Source organism: Oerskovia sp. 140933 (assembly GCF_059651515.1).
Genome location: NZ_JAMXIO010000030.1, coordinates 42226 through 57297 on the forward strand (window position 1 = coordinate 42226; position 15072 = coordinate 57297).

General features: G+C 73.0%; 10 protein-coding genes. 4 read left to right on the plus strand and 6 right to left on the minus strand.

Annotated elements, in window-relative coordinates; translation table 11 throughout:
* Positions 1–66: 66 nt before the first annotated feature.
* From NHG27_RS14980 to NHG27_RS15005, 6 genes are read right to left on the minus strand one after another with little or no spacing between them, the layout of a single operon-like run.
* Positions 67–1281, minus strand: a complete 1215-nt coding sequence (locus tag NHG27_RS14980) for an LLM class flavin-dependent oxidoreductase (RefSeq protein WP_497016825.1) — start codon at positions 1279–1281, stop codon at positions 67–69.
* A complete protein-coding gene (locus tag NHG27_RS14985; protein ID WP_497016826.1) occupies positions 1274–2257 on the minus strand; it encodes an LLM class flavin-dependent oxidoreductase in 984 nt (327 codons plus the stop codon). The genes NHG27_RS14980 and NHG27_RS14985 overlap by 8 nt, the downstream gene beginning before the upstream one ends.
* Positions 2254–3333, minus strand: a complete 1080-nt coding sequence (locus NHG27_RS14990; protein WP_497016827.1) for an ABC transporter substrate-binding protein — start codon at positions 3331–3333, stop codon at positions 2254–2256. Before NHG27_RS14990 ends, NHG27_RS14985 begins: the two co-directional genes overlap by 4 nt.
* A complete protein-coding gene (locus NHG27_RS14995; RefSeq protein ID WP_497016828.1) occupies positions 3330–4163 on the minus strand; it encodes an ABC transporter ATP-binding protein in 834 nt (277 codons plus the stop codon). Before NHG27_RS14995 ends, NHG27_RS14990 begins: the two co-directional genes overlap by 4 nt.
* Positions 4160–5104: an ABC transporter permease gene (locus NHG27_RS15000; RefSeq protein ID WP_497016829.1), complete on the minus strand. Its 945-nt coding sequence runs from the start codon at positions 5102–5104 to the stop codon at positions 4160–4162. The genes NHG27_RS14995 and NHG27_RS15000 overlap by 4 nt, the downstream gene beginning before the upstream one ends.
* A complete protein-coding gene (locus tag NHG27_RS15005) occupies positions 5101–6174 on the minus strand; it encodes an NrtA/SsuA/CpmA family ABC transporter substrate-binding protein (RefSeq protein ID WP_497016830.1) in 1074 nt (357 codons plus the stop codon). Before NHG27_RS15005 ends, NHG27_RS15000 begins: the two co-directional genes overlap by 4 nt.
* A gap of 712 nt (positions 6175–6886) precedes the next feature.
* On the opposite strand from NHG27_RS15005, the gene NHG27_RS15010 reads away from it, so the two are divergent.
* The 4 genes from NHG27_RS15010 to purM all read left to right on the plus strand — a co-directional run bounded on the left by NHG27_RS15010 (position 6887) and on the right by purM (position 15027).
* Positions 6887–11590 carry an ExeM/NucH family extracellular endonuclease gene (locus tag NHG27_RS15010; RefSeq protein WP_497016831.1) on the plus strand — a complete coding sequence of 1568 codons (4704 nt, stop codon included), beginning with the start codon at positions 6887–6889 and terminating at the stop codon, positions 11588–11590.
* 188 nt (positions 11591–11778) lie between these two features.
* Entirely contained in the window at positions 11779–12183 is a 405-nt protein-coding gene (locus tag NHG27_RS15015) for a hypothetical protein (RefSeq protein ID WP_497016832.1), read from the plus strand.
* Positions 12184–12309: 126 nt separating this feature from the next.
* Positions 12310–13857: an amidophosphoribosyltransferase gene (gene purF, locus NHG27_RS15020; protein ID WP_193720409.1), complete on the plus strand. Its 1548-nt coding sequence runs from the start codon at positions 12310–12312 to the stop codon at positions 13855–13857.
* Positions 13858–13911: 54 nt separating this feature from the next.
* Positions 13912–15027, plus strand: coding sequence for a phosphoribosylformylglycinamidine cyclo-ligase (purM, locus tag NHG27_RS15025; RefSeq protein WP_497016833.1), 1116 nt, complete (start codon positions 13912–13914; stop codon positions 15025–15027).
* The last annotated feature ends 45 nt before the right edge of the window (positions 15028–15072 follow it).

Consider the following 15072-nt stretch of genomic DNA (forward strand, 5'->3'; position numbering starts at 1 on the left):
TCGTGCCTTTCGTGGGTGAGGCGGGAGAGGGCGGACGAGGTAGCAGGAGCGGGCGGACGTGCAGGGTCAGGGCCGGGCCGCGGCCGCAGGAGCCGGGCGACGGAACCCCGACGGCGTGCGTCGCGTGAGCCGGGGCAGGACGTTCTCGCCGACGCGGTAGGCCTCCTCGAGGTGCGGCGGCGCAGCCAGGACGAACGAGTCGACCCCCAGGTCGAGGAGGTCGTCGAGGCGCGCGGCGACCTGGTCGTAGCTGCCCACGAGGCCGAACGCCGGTCCGGCGCGCAGGAGGTGGAAACCGCCCCAGACGTTGGGTTCGGCCTCGAGGTCCCGGAAGGTGCCGGTCCCGCCGGGCAGGGCGTCGACGTACGCCTGTCCGCGGGCGGCGCCCACCGAGTCGCCGGGCCCGTACCGGGCGAGCGCGGACGCGACGTCGACGTTCCGCCAGCCCTCCTCGATCTCGCGCCAGGCCTCGGCCTCGGTCTCCCGCGCGACCACGTCGACGCGGACGGCGAACCTCGGGGTGCGTCCCGACGCGGCGCTGTGCGCGCGGACGGCCGCGAACTTCTCCCGGAGCCCGTCGAACGGCTCGAGCCACGACAGGTAGTGGTCGGCGTGCCGCCCGGCCGCGTCGATCGCGGCGGCCGAGGACCCGGAGAAGTAGATCTCCGGCACGGGCTGCGCCGCGAGGGCGGGTGGCAGGATCGCGTCCTCGACGTCGTAGAAGCGACCGTGGGCCGAGTAGGTCCGGCCTTCGGCGCTCGCCGACCACAGGCCCTGCAGGGTGTCGAGGAACTCCGCGGTCCTGGCGTACCGGTCGTCGTGCTCGACCTTGTCGCCCCACCACAGCTGTGCGGGTCCTCCGCCGCCCGTGATGACGTTGTACACGAGGCGTCCGCCCGTGGCGCGCTGCAGGCTGGCGGACAGCCGGGCCGCGGAGACGGGGTGCAGGAACCCGGGCTGGAACGCGACCATGAACTTGAACGTGCTGGTCTCGGCCGCGAGCGCGGCGGCGGTGGCCCACGGGTCGTCGGTGCTGGGGAAGTTGGGCAGGAGGGCGCCCGTGAAGCCGGACGCCTCCGCTGCCCGTGCGACGTCGAGCATGTGGTCGAGGTAGGTGTAGCCGTCGTCGGCGCCGTCGCGCACCGCGGGCGTGATGCTGCCGGGGGCCGTGGGCACCCAGTCGCCGCGGGTGTCCTGCCAGGCGCGCAGGCTCGGCTGGTCGCCGTGCATGGAGATGCGCCAGTAGACGTCGACGGGCTCGGGGGAGGTGGTCTCAGGCATGGGTCGTGGCCCTCTCGTGGACGTGGGGCAGGACGCGCTCCCCGAAGCGGTAGGTCTCCTCGACCGCGGGGCGCAGGTCGAGCTCGACGTGGCTCACCCCGCCGGCGCGGTAGGCCGCGAGGGCGGCGGCGACGGCGTGGGGGTTCCCGACGACGGCGCCCACCGGGGCGAGCGACCGCGCTGCCGCCTCGGTCGCCTCGGCGACGTCCTCGCGGGTGACCACGGGGACGCGCACCCCGAGCCGCGGACGTCTGCCGTGCTCGTCGGCGCGCCCGGCGAGGCGCTCGCCGACGTCGGCGAGGGTGGCCTGGTGGGCGTCGACCGGGGTGCTGCTCAGGTCGACGACGTGGACGTCGGCGTGCTTCGCGGACAGTGCGAGCGCGCTGTCGGTGCGCCCCCGCAGGACGACGAGGGGGAATCCTCGGCCCGCGAGCGGGCGGGAGAAGCCGCCGTGCAGCACCTCGTAGTAGCGGCCCTCGAACGAGTAGTCCTCCGACTCCCAGACGCCGCGGGCGACGGTCAGGAACTCGTCGGCGCGGTCGAGTCGTTCGCCGGGCTCGACGCGGTCGCCGACGGCGCGGGCCGTGGGCTCGTCGGTCTCGGTCACGAGCGACCACCCGAACCTCTCGTGGGAGAAGCGCTGCAGCGACGCGCTGACCTTGGCCGCGTAGACGGGGGTCGCCTGCGCGGGGTGGATCTCCGCGACGACCCGTTGCCAGCGGCTCGCGCGCAGGGCCCCGGCCGCGACGACCAGGGCGTCGTCGCCGGTCAGGTCGAAGGGCACGACGACGCCGTCGAGCGCGGCGACCTCGGCAGCCCGGGCGGCGTGCTGGGCGCGGTGCAGCGAGGACCCGGGGACCTGGTGGGCGCCTCGTGGGCCGTCGGGTGACGCGACCGGTGCCCAGGACCCGCGGCTGAACCCGTCCGGGTCGTTCGTGGACACGGGCAGGACCGTGTGGAGCTCGAGGCGGCTCATGCGTGCTCCTCCTCGACGACCTGGCGTGCCCGGTCTAGGGGTTCGTGCGCAGCCCACGCCTCGACGTCGAAGTCCGCGTCCGCGAAGCCGTAGGTCCGCAGGAACGTCTTCTGCCGGTCGAGGAGGTCGATCCGGGCGGGTCCGAGGTCCGGGTGCAGGGACGTGTGGAACCCCTCGCGGTAGGCGGTGCGCACCCCGTCGGCGCCCGACCGGGTCTCCCGGCCGAGGATCTCGCGCACCTCGTCGAGGTGGGTCGCGGCCCAGTCGGCGGCGCGCAGCGTGCGCACGAGGAAGCAGGTCACGACGTCGGGGCGCTCGCGCAGCAGGTCCTCGTGGACCGTGATCGGGCGAGGCGTCCCGTTGTTCACGCGCAGCCGGGCGTCGGGCAGGTCGTCGAGCGCGATCCCGACGGTCAGGCCGAGCTCGGTCGCCCGCTCGGCCGACTGGGCGCCCTTGACGTAGACCGCGTCGACGTCACCGGCCGCGAGCCGTTCGAGACCGGCGAACGCGCCCGCGGAACCGGTGCGGGACGCCGAGGGCTCGCGGGCGCCGACCGAACCGTCGGGCGTCGAGACGTCGACGAGCGTCACGTCGTCGAGGGTCAGGTCCGCGGCGGCGAGGACGTTCTTGAAGCCGTGCAGCGCCATGGCCCGCGGGAAGCTCTCTGCCCGCGTCGGGGCCCACCGCGGCAGGGCGAGCCGTCTGCCGGCAAGGTCCGCGGGGGAGGAGATCCCCGAGCCGGGCCGGACGAGGATCGACTGCCACTCGTCGATCCAGGTGAGGCCGATCAGCCGGGTCGGGGCGCCCTGCGATCGCGCCACGATCGCGGGCACGTTGCCGCCCTCGCGGAACAGGCCCACGAGGTCGTGGTCGAAGTGGTGCCGGGCGATCTCCGGTGGGGCGTCCTGGAGGACGCCCACGTCGAGCCCGTCGGTCGCGAACTCCTCGGTGAGCCACCCGAGGTTGTGGGCGAGCCCGCTCGCGGTCGGGACGGGGCAGCGGGTGTACCAGATGCGGTCGAGGGCCGCGGCGGCGGCCTCCGGGGCAGCGAGGCTGGTGGTGGTCTCGGTACTCATGCGGGTTCCTGTTCGGACGACGGGTCGGGGGAGACGGTGGGGGCGGCGGGCCCCGGATGCGGCACGGGCTCGTCGAGGCCCAGCTCGCGCAGCAGGTGACGCCGGTGGGCGAGGATCCGCGGGTCGTCGCGCTCCCGGGCGCCGGGGACGTCGATCGTGACGTCGACGGCCAGGCGTCCCTCGCGCAGCAGGAGCACCCGGTCGGAGAGGCGGATGGCCTCGTCGACGTCGTGCGTGACGAGCAGGACCGCCGGGCGGTGCCGCACGACGAGGCGCGCCACGAGGTCCTGCATGCGCACACGGGTCAACGCGTCGAGCGCGGCGAACGGCTCGTCGAGCAGCAGGAGGTCCGGCTCCCGGACGAGGGCGCGGGCGAGGGCGACCCGCTGGGCCTCGCCGCCCGAGAGCGTCGCGGGCCAGGCGCGTGCCTTGACCGCGAGCCCGACCTCGTCGAGCGCGCGCAGGCCGAGCGCCCGCGTGGCACGGCCGGGGCGTTGGCCGATCGTGACGTTGCTCAGGACCCGCCGCGCGCTGACGAGGCGCGGCTCCTGGTACACGGTCGTGCGCTTCTCGGGCGCGAGCACGGTCCCCGCGTCGGGTCGTTCGAGCCCGGCGAGGATGCGCAGGAGGGTCGTCTTGCCCGTGCCGCTCGGCCCGAGCAGGGTCACGAACTCCCCGCTGCGGATCGTCAGGTCGACGCCGTCGAGCACGGTCTTGGCCCGTGGCGAACCGAGGTCGAAGGTCTTGCGCAGGCCGCGGATCCGTACCGCGGAGCCGTGGGCGGCGAGTTCGCCGTCCGCTCCCAGGGGTGCGCGCACGTCGGCGGTCACCGGGCCACCACCGTGGAGCGCCACGGCATCGCGAGGCGCTCCAGGATCCTGACGGCGAGGTCGATGAGCACGCCGAGCACCGCGTACAGCACGATGCACAGAACCATGTAGTCGGGGCGGAAGTACTGCTGCGCGAGCGTCACGAGGTACCCGATGCCCTCGGTCGTGCCGAGCTGCTCGGCCGCGATGAGGCCCGTGAGGCTGACCGAGGGCGTGATCCGCAGCGCCATGAGGAGGTTGGGCAGGGCCTCGGGGAGGATCACGCCCGCCGACAGGCGAAGACCCGAGAGCCCGAACGACCGGGCGGCCTCGACCGTCCGACGGTCGACCCCACGGACCCCCAGGTACGTGTACGCGTACATGGGACCGGCAGCGGACACCGCGATGAGCGCGACCTTGAAGCTCTCGTCGACCCCGAACCACGAGATGAACAGCGGGACCAGGGCCAGGAACGGGACGGCCCGGAGCATCTGTGCGGTCGGGTCCACGAGGTCCTCCCCGAGGCGCGACAGCCCCGAGACGAAGCCGAAGAAGACTCCCAGACCGCCGCCGATCAGCACACCGAGCCCTGCACGGCGTGCCGAGGCCGCGAGGAAGTCGCCGAGCTGCCCCGTCGCGACGAGCTCCTCGAGGGCGGTCAGGACGGAGGCGGGCGGTGCGAGCACCTCGGGCGCGAGGGCGCCCGACGCCGAGCCCCACGACCACGCGCCCAGCAGGGCCAGCGGGACCCCGAGGCGCACCGCGACCGAGAGCCACCGGCCGTTCCGCCGGCCGCCGAGGAACCGTGGCGCGACCAGCCTCGCGGGCTCCGCGTGCCCCTGCCCGGGGGAACCCGTCGACGCGGCGGTCGCGACGTCGTCGGGCCGGAGGGCGGTCACGACCGGTCCGGACGACGCGGCCTGCCGCGCACCGCGCGCACCCCCGACGACCTGGCTCGTCACGAGCCGGACCCCGGCAGGAGGAGGACCGCGTCCTCGGCCACGACCGGCTGCGAGATGATCGCGTGCTCGAGGAAGAAGTCGGCGACCGCCTGCACCGTCGCGACGTCCGACTCCTCGACCGCCCGAGGGACGTTCGCGTAGCGCGTCGTCAGGAGGTCACGCTCGAGGCGCTCGCCGTCGACCGCGGTCGGTCCCTGGTCGAGGAAGACGTTCTGGAACTCCTCGGGATCCTCGTGCGACTGCTCGGTCAGGTCCTGGACCACGCCCAGGAACGCCTCGAGGGCCTCGGGGTTCTCGTCGACGAGCTCCTGGCTCGCAGCCCAGATCCCGAGGTCCTGGTCGCCCACGTCCTCGGACGAGACGAGCGTCGTGGCCCCGGCGGCCACGGCCTCCGGGTACCCCCGGACGATCGCCCACCAGGCGTCGACCTTGCCCGTCGAGAACGCGGCCGCTGCGTCCTGCGGGTTGAGGTAGACCCGCTCGACGGCGTCCGCCGGCAGTCCTGCCTGCTCCAGGGCGAGCAGCAGCAGGTACTCGCCGCGGCCCGCCTTGTTGACCGCGACCTTCTTGCCGACGAGCTGCTCGATCGACGTGACGTCGCTGCCCGGCGGGACGACCAGCCCGTCCTCGACCGGCGCCTGCGGTGCGTCCTCGGTGTCGACGACCGAGAAGATCCGCAGGCCCTCGTTGGTCGACAGGTAGCCGACCGCGGGCGAGACCGCCCCCTCGAGGAGGTTCACCGAGCCCGCGTTGAGCGCGTCGATCGTCGCGGTGAACGAGGCGTACGAGCCGCCCCACTCGACGCTCGCCCCGACCTCGGCGAGCGCGTCGTCCAACGAGCCGTTCTTCTTGGCGTACGCGAGGACCCCGCTGTTCCCCGGGTCCTTGAGCCGCAGGACCGTCGTCCCGGCCGACGGTGCGTCGTCGGTCGCGGCGTCGGCGGTCGCCGAGCACGCGGCCAGGGCCAGGGCGAGGGCTCCCGCGAGGGCGACGCCGAGCGCCCCCTGGGCGGAGCGGAGTGCCGGCCGGGCGGCGGTGGGGAGCGTGGGGTGGCGTCGGGAGGTCGACATGGGGACTCCAAGGAAGGTGGCGGGGTGTGGCGGGGCCCGGCGAGAGTGGCCGGGCGCGACCGAGGGACCGCGGGCGGAGGGCCGTCAGCGGGACGTACGGGAACGGTCGTGCGGGAGGAGCGGCGCCGGGGTCGCGGTGCGCCCGGGCGGTGCGCCGGGCGACCTGTCGGGCGCGGGTGGGGCTATCGACAGCTGCGGCGACAGCACACGCGGGCACGGGCCGCGTGCGGGGCGGGACAGGCGCGCGCGGCCGTCCTGCCGAGGGCCGTGCTCCGAGTGGTCATGGCCGCCATGCTTCCCTGCCGTCGTGGGCGCGACAATCCCCCTCTCAGGATCCGGTCGATCGTGACGCCGTGTGAACGGGTCGGCCGACCCGCGGGTCGACCGGACCCTCGCCCGGCCGGGCCGCCCCGGAAAGTTCGCGGTGTCCGCTGGGTGAGATAGCGTGCGAGGCGAACGGGCGACGGTGCCCGCCGACCGGTCAGCGCACGACGACGTCGCGCACCCCGGCCGCAGGAGCCGTTCGTCAGGGGGGACGTGGCCGTTCGACCGGTGGAGACCGGCCGGACACCACGCGTTCATCAGCCTGCTGTTGGATTCCAGAGCCTGCACCTGCGCCACCCGCGCCGAGGCGGGCGCGCCGGGAACCCGGCCACGACACGAAGGAGTCAGCGTGATCGGTAGTCACCATCAGTCCCGACGCAGGAGAGGCGTGGTCGCGGCCACCCTGTCGGCGTCGCTCGTCGCCACGGCGGCGCTCAGCACGGTCGCCGCGGGGACGGCATCTGCTGCGGTCGACGGGTCGTCCGTCGTCATCAACGAGGCCTACCTCAACGGCGGCAGCGCCAACGCCCCGTACCTCAACAAGTTCGTCGAGCTGTACAACCCGACGTCGACCGACATCGACCTCACGGGCTGGTCCGTCCAGTACCGCTCCGCGACGGGCACAGGTGCCTCGAACGGCGTCGTACCGCTCACGGGGACCATCAAGGCCGGGGGCTACTACCTGGTGCAGGGGGCCTCGAACGGCGCCAACGGTGCCGCGCTCCCGACGCCCGACGCGACGGGGACCATCGCGCCGCAGGGGCAGAACGGGACGCTGGCGCTGGTCAGGTCTGCCTCGGCGATCACGCTCACGCCGGGCTCGGTCGTGGGGAACCCGCAGGTCGTGGACCTCCTGGGCTACGGCACGTCCAACACGTTCGAGACCGCCGCGGCCCCTGCGGGCACGGCCAACAACGTGCCGAGCTCGCTCAACCGCGCATCGGGCGGCGACACGGACGACAACTCCAAGGACTTCGCGGTCAGCACCACGGTCACGCCCCAGAACAGCGGTGGCGGCTCGGGTCCCGGCCCGGACCCCGAGCCGGGCACGGCCAGGACCATCGCCGAGATCCAGGGCACGGGCGACGCGAGCCCCTTCGTGGGCCAGACCGTCACGACGCGCGGCGTCGTGACCGCCACGTACCCCACGGGCGGCTTCGACGGCCTCTACATCCAGACCGCGGGGTCGGGGGGAGACCTGGACCTCGCGACGCACACCGCGTCGGACGGCCTCTTCGTGTACTCGAAGGCCGCGGCGTCCGCGCTGCAGGTCGGCCAGCACGTCGAGGTCACGGGCGTCGTCTCGGAGTACTTCGGGCTGACCCAGGTCACGCCTGCGGCGACCGGCTGGAAGGTCCTGACGGAACCGGCCGAGGTCGCCAAGCCCGCGAACGTCGCCTACCCCGCGACCGCCGCGGACCGCGAGAAGCTCGAGGGCATGCTGGTCCAGCCCGCCGGTGACTACGTCGTCGCCGACAACTACGACACGAACTACTACGGGTCGGTCGTCCTGGCGAGCGGCACCGAGCCGCTGCGCCAGCCGACGTCGGTCGGTCGCCCGGGCAGCGCGGAGGCCGCGGCCGCGGTCGCCGACGCGAACGCCCGCCGGATCAACCTCGACGACGGCGCGACGACGAACTTCAACAACGCCGCCAACAAGGCCAAGCCGTTGCCGTACCTGACCGGCGGCGCCCCGGTGCGCGTCGGGGCGCTCGCGACGTTCACCTCGCCCGTGGTCCTCGACTACCGGTTCGACGGCTGGAACTTCCAGCCCGTCACGGAGCTGACCCCCGCCAACGCGGCCGCGGTCCAGCCCGCGACGTTCGCGGACACGCGCACCGCAGCCCCGGAGGCCGTGGGTGGCGACGTGACCGTGGCCGCGTTCAACGTCCTGAACTACTTCACCACGACGGGCGACCAGCTCAGCGGGTGCCAGTTCTACACGGACCGCGAGGGCAACCCGATCACGGTGCGCACGGGCTGCGACGCCCGCGGCGCCGCGAACGCGGCGAACCTGCAGCGCCAGGAGACCAAGATCGTCGCGGCGATCAACGCTCTCGACGCGGACGTGGTCTCGATCCAGGAGATCGAGAACTCGAAGGTGTTCGGCAAGAACCGCGACGCCGCGCTCTCGACGCTCACGGACCGCCTCAACGCCGCGGCCGGCGCCGGGACCTGGGCGTTCGTGCCCTCCCCGGCCGCGCTGCCCGCCTCGGAGGACGTCATCCGGACGGCCTTCATCTACCGTCCGGCGGCCGTCGAGACCGTGGGGGCCTCGGTCATCCACGACGTCGCGGCCTTCGACAACGCCCGTGAGCCGCTCGCCCAGACCTTCCGGGTCGCCGGCGCGGACGCCTCGACGGACTTCGTCGTCATCGCGAACCACTTCAAGTCCAAGGGCTCGGGCTCGGGGGCGGACGCCGACCAGGGCGACGGGCAGGGCGCCTCGAACGCCTCGCGCGTCAAGCAGGCGACGGCGCTCGCCGCGTTCGCGGACCAGGTGTCGACGGCCGCGGGCACGGACAAGGTGCTGCTCGCGGGCGACTTCAACGCCTACGCCCAGGAGGACCCGATCAAGGTCCTCACGGACGCCGGCTACGTGGACCTCGGCCCGACGACGGGCAAGGAGACGTACCTGTTCGACGGTCTCGTCGGCTCGCTCGACCACGTGCTGGCCTCGCCCGGTGCCGCCGCTGCGGTCACGGACACCGACATCTGGAACATCAACTCGGTCGAGCCCATCGCGAACGAGTACAGCCGCTACAACTACAACGTGTCGAACCTGTACGACACCACGGCGTTCCGCTCGTCCGACCACGACCCGATCGTCGTCGGCCTCGAGCTGGGCGGTGAGGAGCCGGGTGGGGTCAAGGAGATCGACCTGCTCGCGATCAACGACTTCCACGGTCGGATCGACGCGAACACGGTCGCGTTCGCCGGGACCGTCGAGCAGCTGCGTGCCGCCAACCCGGAGGGCACCGCGTTCCTCTCGGTCGGCGACAACATCGGCGCGTCGCTGTTCGCGTCGGCGCTGCAGGACGACCAGCCGACGATCGACGTGCTCAACGCCCTGGACCTGTCCGCCTCCGCGGTGGGCAACCACGAGTTCGACAAGGGCTTCGCGGACCTGACCGGGCGCGTCAGCGACGCGGCCGACTGGTCCTACCTGGGCGCCAACGTCTACGCCAAGGGCACCACGAACCCGGCCCTGCCGGAGTACGCGGTGATCGACGTCGACGGCGTCACGGTCGGCGTGATCGGCGCCGTGACCGAGGAGACCCCGACGCTCGTGACGCCGTCCGGGGTCGCGGACCTCGACTTCGGCGACCCCGTCGAGGCCGTGAACCGCGTCGCCGCGCAGCTGCGCGACGGCGACGACGCGAACGGTGAGGCCGACCTCCTGGTCGCGCTCTACCACGAGGGCGCGAGCGCGGGCACGCCCGACGGCTCCACGCTCGAGCAGGAGCTCGCCCACCAGGGCGCGTTCGAGCAGATCGTCAACGACACGGACGCCCGCGTCTCGGCGATCTTCACGGGCCACACCCACAAGCAGTACGCGTGGGAGGCACCCATCCCCGGGACCGACCGGACCCGTCCTGTCCTGCAGACCGGCAGCTACGGCGAGAACATCGGGCACGTGAGCCTGTCGTTCGACACCGCGACCGACCTGGTCACCGAGTACTCGGTGCAGAACGTCAAGCGCACCACGACGCCTGCCGGCGAGCTCGTCGCGACCTACCCCCGCGTGGCGGAGGTCAAGACGATCGTCGACGCGGCGCTCGCGCAGGCCGAGGTCATCGGCGCCCAGCCGGTCGGCTCGGTCACGGCCGACATCACGACCGCCTACCTGGGCGGCTCGTTCGTGGACGGGAAGTACACGGGCTCCGGCCCGCTGCCGTCCACGGGGCGTGACGACCGCGCGTCGGAGTCGACGCTCGGCAACCTCGTCGCGAACTCGCTGCGCGACACGCTGGCCGACCCGGCCCGTGGCGGTGCCGACATCGGTGTCGTCAACCCGGGTGGTCTCCGCAACGAGCTCTACTTCGGTGCGGACGGCGTCATCACGTACGCCGAGGCGAACGCGGTCCTGCCGTTCGTCAACAACCTGTGGACCGTGTCCCTCACGGGCGCGCAGGTCGAGACGATGCTCGAGCAGCAGTGGCAGACCAACGCGGACGGCACGCGCCCGTCGCGCCCGTACCTGGCGCTGGGTCTGTCGGACAACGTCAGCTACACCGCGAGGACCGCGGACGTGAACGCCACCCCGGGTGACAACATCACGTCGGTCCTCGTCAACGGCGAGCCCCTCGACCCGGCGAAGGTCTACCGGGTCGCGACGTTCTCGTTCCTCGCGACGGGTGGTGACAACTTCCGGGTCTTCTCGCAGGGCACGGACGCGCGCGACTCGGGTCTGATCGACCGTGACGCGTGGATCTCCTACCTGCAGGCCCACCCGGACCTCGCCCCTGACTTCGCCCGTCGCGGCGTGGTCGCGGACGGCCTGGGCACGGTCATCGCGGGCGAGTCCGTCACGGCGACGGTCTCCCGCCTGAACCTGACGTCTCTCGGCAGCCCGGCCAACACGGGGGTCTCGGCGTACCTCGTGCCGGCGGGCACGGCGTTCGACCCGGCGAACCCGGGCACGGCCGTGGCGACGGGCACGGTCACGAACGGGGCCGCGAGCCTCGGGGTGACGGTCCCGGCGGAGACGGCGGGCGGCGAGTACGGCCTGTACGTCGTCGCGGCCCCGAGCGGGACGGTCACGCGCCTGGCGCTCACGGTCGAGGGCGTGGACGTGCCCGACGTCGTCATGACCGACCTCTCGGCCAAGGGCCAGTGCGTGGGCGGTCGGGTGCACCTGGCGGTCAAGGGTGTGAACGGCGAGTCGGGCCCGATCGACGTGGCCTACACGACCGCGTACGGGAGCAAGACGTTCCCGAACCTGAAGGCCGGCAAGATCGCGGCGCAGTCGTTCAACACGCGTGCGACGTCGATCCCGGCCGGCACGGTCGAGGTCGTGGCCTCGACCTCGAAGGGCGGTCAGCTGACCGAGACCTACGAGGTCGCCTACCCGGCGGTCACGTGCGGCTGACGCACTGATCGCCTGATCGCCTGGTCGTCGTCGGGCCTGCTGCCCTCCCGGGGGGAGCAGGCCCGACGGCGTCTCGCGCCCGGTTGCGCCGGTGCAGCTCTCGAGGGGGCGGCACGGCGCTGCTGGCCCTCGTCGCGCCCGTCGGGCGGCACAGGGGATTCCCAGCCCCACCGGGTAGTGTCGGCCGCGTGAGCCCCAGCACCCCCACCCCTGACGTGAACGAGCCCCCGAGCACCCCCGGCCCGGCCGAGTCACCGACCCCCGACGCACCTGCTGCGCCTGGGACCCCTGCCACGTCGCCCGGCGAGGCGAACGACGGCGTCCGCGGCGACGAGGTCGAGATCGAGTCGGTGATCGACCCGGCGACGATCCGCCGCGCCCCCCGGTACAAGGCGTTCTTCACGACCGGCGCGCTGGTCGGGATCGTCGTGGGGCTGTGCATCGGGATCACCTGGCTCGGGTCGCCGGCGTCCAGCGGCGTCCTGAAGCCTGGCGTCTATCTCACGGTGGTGGTCCTCGGGACGACCACGCTCACGACTCTCGTCGCGGGGGCCCTGGCGATCTGGGCCGACAAGCGGAGCCTGCGCCGCTGACCCGCTGACCCGTCGGCCACGGGCCGAGGGAGAGCGCGCTCGGCAGGACGTCCCGTCGTCGCGCCCCGGGGTCCACCCCCTGGTCGCGACTTCGGTGAGCCCGCGAGCGTATGGGACACTGGAGCCGTGGCCCCCCGCGGAGATGGACTTCTCAACCACGACCTCATGCCCGGCGAGAAAGGCCCCCAGGACGCTTGCGGCGTCTTCGGTGTCTGGGCGCCCGGCGAAGAGGTCGCCAAGCTCGCCTACTTCGGTCTGTACTCGTTGCAGCACCGCGGTCAGGAGTCTGCCGGGATCGCGACCAGCAATGGTGAGCAGATCCTCGTCTACAAGGACATGGGACTCGTCTCCCAGGTCTTCGACGAGACGGCGCTCAACGCCCTGACCGGCCACATCGCCGTCGGGCACTGCCGGTACTCCACGACGGGTGGGGTGACCTGGGAGAACGCTCAGCCCACGCTCGGCGCGACGTCGTCGGGCACGGTGGCGCTGGGGCACAACGGTAACCTGACGAACTCCGCCGAGCTCGTGAACCTCGTCGCCGAGCGCTACGGCGCGCAGCGCCGCGGCGAGCTCGCGCGCGGCAACACGACCGACACGGCGCTCATCACGGCGCTCTTCGCGGGCGACGCGGACCACTCGCTCGAGGACACCGCGATGGAGGTCCTCCCGCGTCTTCGCGGCGCGTTCAGCCTCGTGTTCATGGACGAGAAGACGCTCTACGCGGCGCGCGACCCGCAGGGAGTGCGGCCCCTCGTGCTGGGGCGCCTCGAGCGTGGCTGGGTCGTCGCGAGCGAGACCCCTGCCCTGGACATCGTGGGCGCCTCGTTCGTCCGCGAGGTCGAGCCGGGCGAGCTCATCGCGATCGACGGCGACGGTCTGCGCTCGCAGCGCTTCGCACCGGTCGAGCGCGCGGGCTGCGTCTTCGAGTACGTCTACCTCGCCCGTCCCGACACGTCGATCAACGGTCGCTCCGTGCACGCCGCGCGCGTCGAGATGGGCCGTCAGCTCGCGCGTGAGCACGGTATCGACGCGGACCTCGTGATCCCGGTGCCCGAGTCCGGGACCCCCGCCGCCGTGGGGTACGCCCAGGAGTCCGGGATCCCGTTCGGGCAGGGCCTGACGAAGAACGCGTACGTCGGCCGCACGTTCATCCAGCCGTCGGACACGCTGCGCCAGCTCGGCATCCGGCTCAAGCTCAACCCGCTGCGTGACGTGATCCGCGGCAAGCGGCTGGTCGTGGTCGACGACTCGATCGTGCGCGGCAACACGCAGCGCGCCCTGATCCGGATGCTCCGCGAGGCGGGGGCCGCCGAGGTCCACGTCCGCATCAGCTCGCCGCCGGTCAAGTGGCCGTGCTTCTACGGCATCGACTTCGCCTCGCGGGCCGAGCTCATCGCGAACGGGCTGTCACCTGAGGAGGTGGGCGCCTCGCTCGGTGCCGACACGCTCGGGTACATCTCCGAGGAGGGCATGATCGCGGCGACCGAGCAGTCGGCCTCGCAGCTCTGCACGGCCTGCTTCACCGGGAAGTACCCCATCGAGCTGCCCCCGGACGACCAGCTCGGCAAGCACCTGCTCGAGCAGGCCGAGCTGCCGCTGGGCGCCCCGGAGGACGGGCTGCGCAGCCTCTCCGTGGGGGTCGGCGGCGGGACCGCCCTCGACCACCCCTGACCCCGTACGACGTACGCCCTCTCGGGCGCGCCGCAGATCACCAGGAGTTCATTCGTGTCTGAAGGTCTCACCTACGCCGCAGCCGGTGTCGACACCGAGGCGGGCGACAAGGCCGTCGAGCTGATGAAGGACGCCGTGCGCCGTACGCACGGCCCGCAGGTCCTCGGGGGAGTGGGTGGGTTCGCCGGGCTCTACGACTTCAGCGAGGTCGCGACGTACACCAAGCCCCTGCTGGCGACCTCGACCGACGGCGTGGGGACCAAGGTCGCGATCGCGCAGGCCATGGACGTGCACGACACGATCGGGTTCGACCTGGTGGGCATGGTCGTCGACGACATCGTCGTGGTGGGGGCCAAGCCGCTCTTCATGACGGACTACATCGCGTGCGGCAAGGTCGTGCCCGAGCGCATCGCGGGCATCGTCCGGGGGATCGCGGCGGCGTGCGAGGTCGCCGGCACGGCCCTCGTGGGCGGCGAGACGGCCGAGCACCCGGGCCTCCTGGGCGAGGACGAGTACGACGTCGCGGGGGCCGCGACCGGTGTGGTCGAGGCCGACCGCCTGCTGGGACCCGAGCGCGTGCGCGAGGGCGACGTCCTCATCGCCCTGGGCTCGTCGGGCCTGCACTCCAACGGTTACTCGCTGGTCCGCGCCGTCGTGCGGCACGCGGGCTGGGAGCTCGACCGCGAGGTCGAGGAGTTCGGCCGCACGCTCGGCGAGGAGCTGCTCGAGCCCACGCGCGTCTACGCGAGCGACTGCCTCGCCCTGGCGCACGACGACGCCGCCCAGGTCCACGCCTTCACGCACGTCACCGGTGGCGGGCTCGCCGCGAACCTGGCCAGGGTGCTCCCCGCCGGGCTCGTCGGAACCGTCGACCGCGGCTCGTGGGACCTCCCCCCGGTCTTCACCGTGGTCCGCGACCTGGGCAACGTGCCGCGCCGCGACCTGGAGAACACGCTCAACCTGGGTGTCGGCATGATCGCGATCGTGGGCGCGGACGGGGCCGACGCCGCGCTCGCACGGTGTGCGGAGCTGGGACTGCCGGCATGGGTCCTGGGCACGGTCGACGTGCTCGACGAGGCGTCGGCGCAGGCGGGTGGCGAGGACCTGGTGGTCGGCACCAAGGGTGTGCACGCGGGCGCCGTGCGCCTCACGGGGGACTACCGGGGCTGACGTACGACGAAGGCGCGTCCTGCGTCTCGTGCCCTGAGGGCAGGA

Bases quoted from the DNA above. Each gene is read 5' to 3' on its own strand.
- NHG27_RS14980 (WP_497016825.1), bottom strand. From the start codon at position 1,281: ATGCCTGAGACCACCTCCCCCGAGCCCGTCGACGTCTACTGGCGCATC.
- NHG27_RS14985 (WP_497016826.1), bottom strand. From the start codon at position 2,257: ATGAGCCGCCTCGAGCTCCACACGGTCCTGCCCGTGTCCACGAACGAC.
- NHG27_RS14990 (WP_497016827.1), bottom strand. From the start codon at position 3,333: ATGAGTACCGAGACCACCACCAGCCTCGCTGCCCCGGAGGCCGCCGCC.
- NHG27_RS15005 (WP_497016830.1), bottom strand. From the start codon at position 6,174: ATGTCGACCTCCCGACGCCACCCCACGCTCCCCACCGCCGCCCGGCCG.